Origin of the sequence: Prevotella sp. HMSC073D09 (assembly GCF_001814145.1) — a bacterium.
In the GTDB taxonomy this organism is placed as follows: domain Bacteria; phylum Bacteroidota; class Bacteroidia; order Bacteroidales; family Bacteroidaceae; genus Prevotella; species Prevotella conceptionensis.
In genome coordinates this window covers 1-7,295 of sequence record NZ_KV815074.1, presented here as the reverse complement: position 1 = coordinate 7,295, position 7,295 = coordinate 1, and the positions used below count along the sequence as shown (strand labels likewise).

General features: G+C 39.6%; 3 protein-coding genes. All 3 read left to right on the top strand.

Features of this window, described 5'->3' with window-relative positions:
* The first annotated feature begins 1,063 nt into the window (after positions 1–1,063).
* On the top strand, positions 1,064–1,255 hold the full coding sequence (locus HMPREF2955_RS16795) for a helix-turn-helix domain-containing protein (RefSeq protein ID WP_232211100.1): 192 nt from the start codon (positions 1,064–1,066) through the stop codon (positions 1,253–1,255).
* The gene (locus tag HMPREF2955_RS04925) at positions 1,237–4,719 is read left to right on the top strand and encodes a helicase-related protein (protein WP_070721525.1); all 3,483 of its coding nucleotides are present in this window, start codon (positions 1,237–1,239) and stop codon (positions 4,717–4,719) included. The genes HMPREF2955_RS16795 and HMPREF2955_RS04925 overlap by 19 nt, the downstream gene beginning before the upstream one ends.
* Before the next feature lie 18 nt (positions 4,720–4,737).
* Positions 4,738–7,295: Eco57I restriction-modification methylase domain-containing protein (locus tag HMPREF2955_RS04920; RefSeq protein ID WP_083317631.1), on the top strand; the 2,558-nt coding region annotated here is incomplete at its 3' end.

Below are 7,295 nucleotides of genomic sequence, written 5' to 3'. Positions count from 1 at the left end.
CGATTCTCGCGAAGGTTTGTTTTGATGCAAAAAGAGGCTAGCATGTGAATGCGACAAAATGAATTTTTATTTAAAGCAGTCGCCATTTGCACCAACTTTTGGGCTATTTATAGCAAAATGTAGTGCAATATGCCGCAAAACGCAGTGCGTTTTGGTGCTAAATGCAGTGCATTTTGGTGCTAAATACAATGCGTTTTGGTGCTAAACGCAAGGTAAAATGGTGCTAAATGCAGTGCAAAATGCTGCTGAATGCAAGACGAAAAGCATAAATATACGCCACAATTGTATAAACAAAACCTCTTAGAAGCATGAAATACATGGCAAAAAAAGGCAAAATGGTCGTTAAAAAGTGGGATTTTAGGGGCTAAAAGCGTGTAATTGGGCTTAGAAAAATACGAGCTGGCAACCAATCTAGAAAGGCTAAATGGTACAAAATGCAGGTCTTTTTCTTAAAATTGAACATGTCGGAAGGTGCGAAAGGATAGAAAAAGTGGCAATTTACCTACTTTATGGCCTATATTTTCGCTAGAACAGCGCGAAAATTAGAGTGATTTTGTAAAATAAAAGATAACAATTTAAGCTTTTGAGTTGATGAACTCTTGAGTAGATGAGTTTTTTGAGTAGATGAGTTCTTAAGTAGATGAGTTCTCAAGTAGATGAGCTTTTGAGTTGATGAACTTGTGAGTAGATGAGCTTGTGAGTAGATAAGCTTTTGATTTGATGAGTTTTTGAGTAGATGAGCTTGTGAGTAGATTTGTCCTGCACTTCGTATTTGGAGCATTGCAGTAATTTGAATTTGGTTGCAAAGTTACGAAATCAAGTCCGTTTCATTTTCTAGCACCACATAATAGACTGCAATTCCATCATTTCAAAGACCTGTTGGTCCACTTCAACGGGACAGTGTTGATGTTTTCTGTCTCCTCTAACAAGAAAAACCTTTTGGATAATGATAAACCTCTCCATTTCTTCGTTTTGCTCATTATAAGTTCATACCTTTGTAGTCAATATTAAGTTCAACCAATCAGTCATTTTGATGTGGCCCCAAAAGGAGTAAAGCAATCTTATTAAAGAACATTTCAAAAAGCAAGTTATTACCCAAACATGGCTTGCCAAAGAATTGGGTATGAGTTTAAGCATTCCAGATGCCTACGTCTGCAATCGCAGACAACCCAACCTTGCCACCATTTTCAAAGTGGCGGATTTACTAAATGTTTCACCCAAAGAATTAATAAAATTATGCACAATAGCCTTATAGATAATTCTTCAGACACACTCTCTATGCAGACCTATCTCAAGAGATGCATCTTAGCTGAAGATGTTGACAAAATTCAGATCGCAACTGGGTATTGGGACATACCAGGCATGACACTTGTCATAGATGAACTTACAAGTTTTTTAGAGTGCGAGGGTACTACATTAGAGTTGCTTATTGGTAAAGATCCTTATGTTTATACCTCGTTACTTGCAAAGCCTAAGTATAAAGATGCTAGCTATCCTTACGACTTTATAAGGACAGATATACACGATCTTGAAATAAAAGATGAGTACAAGAGTGTTATCAATCTACTACTTAAGTATTGCAGCTGTGGCAAAATGCAGATACGGGTCTATTCCAAAAATGCTAAAGGCGAAGCAGAATTTTTACATTCTAAATGTTACATCTTCTCTGGCTCTTCTCTTTCTTATGGTATCATTGGAAGTTCTAACTTTACACAGAAGGGGTTATTGGGAAATGCAGAATTGAATTATCTTGAGACTGACCCTACTCGTATTACGGCTCGACCGACATATGGATCAAATATGAAAGGGCATATTTGTTGGTTTGAAGAGAAGTGGGAATGCTCACAAGACTGGACACAGGAGTTCTTGGAGCAGATTATCAAGAAGTCGCCTATCTACATCGACATACAAGAAAATGCTACTCGAGAATTTACTCCCTATGAGCAGTATATCAAATTGTTGCAAATTCAGTTTGGGAGTGTTGTCGACGCATCACTCGGACAACAGATAGAAACCTATTTACCATCAAAGATTCATAAACTGAAATATCAGATAGAGGCCGTCAAGCGATGTCTTGACATTATGCGCGAACATGGTGGCTTTATGTTGGCTGACGTGGTAGGACTTGGTAAGACAATTATTGGAACGCTTATCATCAAGCATTTTCTATCCGTGCCAGAAGATGATGGTAGAGAGCGTAAGGTTTTGGTCATTTCCCCTCCTGCCATTCAATCGGGCTGGAAGAAGACTATTGCCATGTTCGACAAAGATTCTGACGAGAAGATTGCTCCATACATTGACTTCATCACAACTGGACGTATCGGAAATGTCACCGAAGATGAAAGCTCGGAAGATGACGATGACGACAGTGCTGATACTGGCGAATTTGAAGGAACGCTGCAAGATAAGGACTATGGGCTCATTATTATTGATGAGAGTCATAAGTTCAGGAACAGTGCCACACAGATGTATCAGTCACTTGATCAGCTCATACAGAAGATTGGCTCTAATACAGGTACATATCCCTATATTGGACTTTTGTCTGCCACACCGCAAAATAATCGCCCAAATGATTTGAAGAATCAAATTTACCTCTTTGAGCGCAATCATAATGATAGTACGTTAAAGAAGGCTGAAGGAGGAAATATAGAAAAGTTCTTTGCTGACATAAATAGAGAATATGACACCCTTATCCGTAAACCAAAAGTTGATAATGAGACTGGCTTACTTATTCATGACATACCAGCAGATGAACGCCGTGTTCGCCTTGACGCAATCTCAAGAAAAATACGTGACTGTATTCTGAACGATATCCTCGAACGTAGAACAAGAACTGACGTTAAAGAGTACTACAAAGATGATATGAAGGCACAAGGTTTGATCTTCCCAGAGATTGTTGGACCAAACAATCTTAAATACGTTATGGATGACGAGTTGGCTCAACTCTTCTCTGACACAATGACGATTATTGCTCCTACGGAAGCAGAAAAGTTACAGACAGATGAGTGGCTGAAATATTTCCGCTATCGTGCCATTGAATACTTTACCAATCCAGCCAACGAAAAGAAACATACGGGCCGGGGCAACCGTGGTGTGAGTGATGTAGCTAAACAGCTTGCCACCATAATGCAGAACCTTCTTGTGAAACGTCTTGAAAGCTCGTTCACGGCCTTTACGCAATCCCTATTGAATTTGCGCCATTACACCGAGAACATGATTAAAATGTGGGAGAATGATACCATCTTTGTATGTCCACAAATTGATGTAAACAAAGAACTTGACTACGAGGCAAAGAGTAAAAAGCGAGGAAAGAAAGTTTCTTTTAGCGATTGCGTAGAAGACATCAGAGGTAAAATAAAGAAACTGACGGAACAAGGACGCAACGAGAAAGGACAAAATGCTGAATATACGCGTAAGGACTTTAAAGAGGAATACTATACCCAACTGAAAGAAGACTTCCGACTCATTTCTAATCTATATGACCGATGGGCGCGTAACTCACAAGACCCGAAGTTTGATGCTTTCAAAGAAAACATCAAGCCTGAACTGTTCAATCCCCAAAAGAATACGTCAGGAAAGTTGGTTATCTTCTCGGAAGCAATAGATACGGTTGAATCGCTTGTTAGAGCTGTTAAAGCAAAGGGCTACAATGTTCTTGCTATTACTGCTGCTAACCGTGATGAACTGGAACATACGATTGAGGAAAATTTTGATGCCAATTATGATGGTGAGTGGAAGGATGATTATGATGTTCTTATTACGACAGAAGTCTTAGCTGAAGGTGTAAACCTCCATCGTGCCAATGTTATTCTGAACTATGATACGCCATGGAACTCCACCCGCTTAATGCAGCGTATTGGACGTGTAAACCGTATTGGCAGTAAAGAGCCATTTGTTTATGTTTACAACTTTATGCCAAGTGCTGAAGGTGATGCTCAAATACAGTTGGTTCGCAAAGCACACACTAAGTTACAATCATTCCATATACTCTTTGGTGAGGACAGCAAGATTTTCTCGGAAGAGGAAACGATTGTGCATCATGAACTTGTCGAAGCGATTAACGGTGAGGAGTCACCCTTGCAGAAGTATATCTTTGAATTAAAACAATACAAGAAGACACACCATGAACGCTATCTGCAAATAGAGCAAGCCGAGGACGAATGGGAGATGGCACAGGCTACAAGTGGCACAGCGTACTTTGTTGTGAAAGCTCCTCGCTCTGCACGGCTAGCCATCAGAATGCGTAAAGAGAAAGATGGACGAAAGGGTACTCAGATAATCTCTTTACTTGAGCTGCTTGAGGAAATGCGAGTAGATGAGAATGCTAAGCGCATACCATTGCCCGATAACTGGCAGCAACTTTCGATAGAAGCCTTAAAGGCCTATAATCAACATTTCGTCCGCATTAAAAGATCAAGAGCAGGAGATAAACGTACGCTGGCACAGGAAATCATCGTAAAACTCTATGACAACGACACTATCTCAGCAAAGTCAAAGAGACTTCTGGAGAGTGCACGAAAACTTGTTGACAAAGGAAACTTTGACATCATTAAAAAGTTGTTGGCGATAAAGCAAGAATTAGAAAATCGTAACCAAAACCTTTTTGCCCTCAAACAACAGGATATTGATGAAATTCTGGAGTGTGAGATCGGTAAACTTGTTGCTCACGTAGAAAGTAAGCAGGGCGTAGCATCTATTGTTTTAGGAACCATCAAGTAAAATAGTAAAGACAAACTTATGAATACAGATACATTAAGTATAGAGGCTTTAAAGGGATATTTAAGCAGTCAATATAAAGGCTGGAGTTCATTCGTCGATAATGTTATTTTCCCCATTTTCGGTAAAGATAAGTTTGAAACTCTTTCTGAGACAGAACTTTTGGAAAATAATCCCGAGGAAAAACCATTGGCTGAAGCAACAGGAATATGTAGTATCAAGCAAGTGGGACAGATAGACATAGGAGTGCAGCCACTACAGATATTCGATGTCACGGTTAGTGATCGTGTGATGATGGAGCGAAACCGCGTAAACATTCAACGCCTTATCCGTAAGGTTATGGAGAACTATTCCAGTGCCTTTATGCTCTTTCACTATGAGAACGATACTCGTTGGGATTGGCGCTTCACTTTTTGCCATAAGAAAGGTAGTCAGAAAGAAGTCACAGACAGTAAGCGATACACATTTTTGTTGGGTCCTGGACAGTCCTGTCGTACTGCTGCGGAGAACTTTATAAAACTATATGAGAACAGAGACACATTGGATATGTCGAAAATTGAGGGTGCGTTCTCTGTTGAGGCTCTTACTAATGAATTCTTTGGCAAATATAAAGAGGAATACGATAAGTTTGTAGAATACATTACAGGTAAACGCTATGTGAAAAGGGACAATAAATATGTAGAGGCTATTATCCATGAACCCCATCCTACTCTATATTCCTGTTTCAGCAACAATGACAAACTGGTACGTGATTATGTAAAGAAAATGTTAGGTCGTATAGTATTCTTGCATTTCCTCCAAAAAAAAGGATGGCTCGGTGTACCATATAACGAGGAATGGGGTAATGGCGACCGAAACTTTATGTTGAACCTCTTCAAGAATGCAACAGAAAAACAAAAGGAAAACTTTTTAGACGAAGTGCTGGAGGGACTATTTGCAGAAGGATTAGATTGTAATCGTGCAGAAAAAAGTGACCTTTATGATACAAAAGTTGAAGGATTACGGAAGTGTAGAATCCCTTACTTGAATGGTGGTCTCTTCGAACGTGATTATCTTGATGAACTTGCTGTAAGATTTCCTGCGGAATACTTTGATAGTTTACTTACAATGCTCTCACTGTACAACTTTACCATCGACGAGAATGATCCCAATGATGCAGAAGTCGGTGTTGACCCTGAAATGCTTGGACGCATCTTTGAGAACCTTTTGGAGGATAATAAGGATAAGGGCGCGTTCTATACACCAAAGGAAATCGTACAATACATGTGCCGTGAGAGTTTGATAGCCTATTTGCAAACCGATCAAAACGAAGAAGATAAGGAGAATATTCGCAAGTTTGTTACAACGCATGACGCCGAACTGCTTGGCGATTTAAAAGCGGATATTGAACAGAAACTTTTGGACGTTAAAATATGCGACCCTGCCATTGGATCAGGAGCTTTTCCTATGGGGTTGCTGCGTGAGCTGTTCTTCTGTCGTTCTGCGATAGAACCAAACATTATAGAAAATGCAGCTAATATAAAACGCTACATCATTCAAAACAATATCTACGGTGTTGACATTGAACGAGGTGCTGTTGACATCGCCCGACTACGCTTTTGGCTTGCCCTGATTGTGGACGAAAAGACACCAGAGGCACTCCCTAATCTTGACTTCAAAATTATGCAGGGAAACTCGCTACTTGAAAGGTATGAAGGTATAGATCTAAGCAAACTGGCAACAATGTCGGACTTACAAATATATGAACCTCAACGCAATCTGTTCGGAGAATTGGAAGAACAGCAGATTAAAAAGATTTTTACTCAAACAGATAAACTAAAAGAGTTTCAAACTAATTTGAAACGCTATTTTGAGGTGACTGCTCACGATGAACGGGCACTTCTCCGCCAATCTTTTGATGACTATGTGAGACATACTATTATTTATACACTTGATACGTACAAGCGAGGCGAAGAGAAGAAGGTAGAGCAAATCTTGTTGTATACGACCCTAACAGACAAACAAAAGAAAACCATAGCAGAAGCTGAGAAAAATATAGAGCATTATAAAAATGTGATAGTAAGTGTTCAAAATATGGAATTGCCCAACTCTCAATTCTTCCTTTGGCACACTTGGTTTCACGATGTCTTCTCACGACCCTCAAAAGAGGGTTTCGATATTGTCATTGGAAACCCTCCTTTTATTCAACTTCAAAACAATGGTGGAGAATTAGCGAAACTGTATAAGGATTGTGGATATTCTTCCTTTGCAAGTACAGGAGATATTTATTGCCTATTCTATGAACGTGGCTGGCAGCTGTTGAAGAAAGATGGGCACTTATGCTACATTTCATCTAACAAGTGGATGCGTTCTGGATATGGCGAAAAGACCAGAGAGTTCTTTACAAATAAGACGAACCCAATGCTTCTGATTGACTTTGCAGGAGTAAAGATTTTCGAGAGTGCTACGGTTGACACCAATATCCTGCTGTTCTCTAAATCAAGTAATCAGCATAAAACGGTCTGCGCTGTTACCAACAAACAGAACAAAGATAGCGTAAAGAATTTGAGCGATTTTGTGCAGCAACAGAACTCCGTTTG